At 40.0% G+C, this 2,471-nt stretch carries 1 protein-coding gene and 1 pseudogene; both read right to left on the reverse strand.

What is annotated here, in order from left to right; genetic code table 11:
* Window positions 1-1,806 (reverse strand): hypothetical protein (locus ENN47_06455; protein ID HDP77812.1); only part of this gene is annotated, 1,806 nt, incomplete at its 3' end.
* A 391-nt stretch (window positions 1,807-2,197) separates the two neighbouring features.
* Window positions 2,198-2,471: pseudogene (locus ENN47_06460) on the reverse strand (hypothetical protein).

The following is a 2,471-nucleotide window of genomic DNA, read 5'->3' on the forward strand; positions in this document are numbered from 1 at the left end:
TAGATTATTCGTCCGAACTCTCAGAACAAGCCTTTCAGTTATTGGATTGATAACTCCTTTGATTTCTTCAAGAGCCTCATCCCAGAATTTTCTCGTCGTCTCCCAAACTCTACGAACCCTTGCGAAAGAAGGAGGCTTTCGCCAAATTGCGAGTGCCAGCTTTTCATCCTTTGTGAGCGCTTTGTTATCTTCGAGGTCCTCAGAACCCACCATGAAGTCATAAAGGCCATCAACTGTTTTTGTTTTGGGATCAATTAAGACGTGTTTTTTCGCAATACTTTTCAGATGTGGCTTAGAACACAGCTCATTTAATGTTGAAAGCTCTTCCGTGAGTTCCTTGAAGGAGAAACCAACCGTCTTCTTAAGGTTTCTGAATGTTGAAAGATTGTCTGCGTTATTGATCCAATCATCCAAACTGAAACCAAAGCTAAGCAGTGCGATTTTTCCTGTTGAATCCGCGATTTCATCTATCCATACTGTTTGATTATTCCTGTTTTCCACCCACTGCTTTCCACGACCAGTGATTCTCTTGTAGCATTCTTCACAAAACTTGATCCTACGTTTTCCAGAGTTAATATCAATTGGTCTTATATTGCAGGAAGGGCACAACTCTGCTTTTTCGGCCCAAAGTTCTTGAAGTTTCAGACAAGGAATATTGCCATCAGGCTTTTTTGATACCATAGAACCCAAATTATAGAGATTTCTTGAAGGTCTTTCGCTTATATGGAAGAACGGAGTAATTTCCCAGTTAGTTGAGGTAGTGATCTCTTCTGAGATTGTCTGCTTTAGACTGACCCCTTTCTTCACAACTAAGTCATCAATCGCTAGTATTTCACTTAGCTCTGGAATTAGGAAGGTTATCCCGTTTGTGTCTCTGTATATTTCTAAACCGAGAGGATACTCCACCTCGATTAATGATTTTGCTGAATCAAATGCTTCATCGATAAGCTTTCTTCGAGTTATTATGTCGCCAATACCAGTTCCTTTTGCAACATAGCTTTCGCCGTCGAAAGTCACGTGAAGATATCTGAAAGTGTATCTGTTGTATTTGTTGTATTTATCGAAAGGATCTTTATATCCATTAAGTAAAGCTTCTGCAAGCTCTGCTTTGAAAAAAGCTACCGAAGATATTGTTTGGTCCCAAAGAGTAACGTCATTTATAGGCCTTCTAGTATCTCCTATTGTTCTACTGAAATGCCTCTGAAGTGTGCTGATAAGCTCCTGTCTAAGTACGTTCCACATTCTAAGGTTTTCTGCACAGTTCTGCCCAGCCAGTTTTCGAATTACATCTAACTTTTGTTGTATGAAGTTGTACAGAATATGTCTTTCGGAAGCTATTTCGTCAATGTCCATGTAGCTATTTTCAAAACCAAATGCGGTAGATGGGTATATGATACCATTAGCCCTATTTTTTTGGTCTTCATATGCACTATCATCAAGAATTCCTTTCTCAGTTCCTGAGCTCCTACCGTGTGCATCTCGATTCAAGCTCAGATAAGGATTTTTGAGGTTGCTTTTCTTATGAGTCTCAACGAATTCCCTGATTATTATCTTCTTGACAAACGATGTGTCAATTGCCCATTTATCAGCCACCTTTTCTGAGAGCCCGTCAGTGAGATCCTTCACGAAAAGCTTACTCATCATGGGATTCACAATGATTTCGGAGGGAACCATAGCATCTAGCTTCCTGTTTTTTCCGCTTATGAAGTCTTCGTGATACTTCCCTATCATGTGCAACCAACATGCAATTTCAGCAGTAAGCAAAACGTCTCTGTTTTCTGCAAGAACAGTCAAATCTTTATTCATCAGGATTACCTCCCGCTGTATCTGGTTGAGCGTTCATATCGGCTATTGCCCTTGTTAAGTCTATAAGGTCAGTAAAGCTCGCAAATTCTCCCGCGTTTTGTTGAGAGTGTTTGACACTCAATGATTTCATGTAAGATTCACCATTTTCCTCATACCAGCGTTTAAATTTTGAGAATTCATCACCACTCAGAAAACCGTGCTCTGTCTTCCGCTTTTGAAAATTTTTATTGCTGAGCAGGGTTCCTGTTGAATTGTCAATCAGTTCGCCTTTTACAGTCCCGTTTTCGTTGAGAAATTGCAGGAAATTCTCAGGAAGCTTCATTGCCTTGTTTTCTTGCTCTATCTTTACAGACATGTCAGTGTAGACTTTTCCGTTTTTTACATTGTTGCTGGCTATTCCATATCCGCTTGAGGTCTTTGCTCCAAAACCATAAACAGTGAACATTGCTACGATTCCTTTGGCGATTACTTTCAGATCCTCAAGCATTTGTTTGACGGATTCTTCCTTTTCTTTTCCAATAAGGTCGAACGGAACATAGAGCAGTGAGAATTTGCTATTCGAACCTGAAGGAATGCTCTCTATAAGTATCGGAACGGTTCCAGTACGGGTTTTTCTATCGTGAGGATTTATGATTTCGTAGTCTACTTTATCGAAGAACGATGGA

It is taken from the genome of Mesotoga infera, assembly GCA_011045915.1.
Classification (GTDB): domain Bacteria; phylum Thermotogota; class Thermotogae; order Petrotogales; family Kosmotogaceae; genus Mesotoga; species Mesotoga infera_D.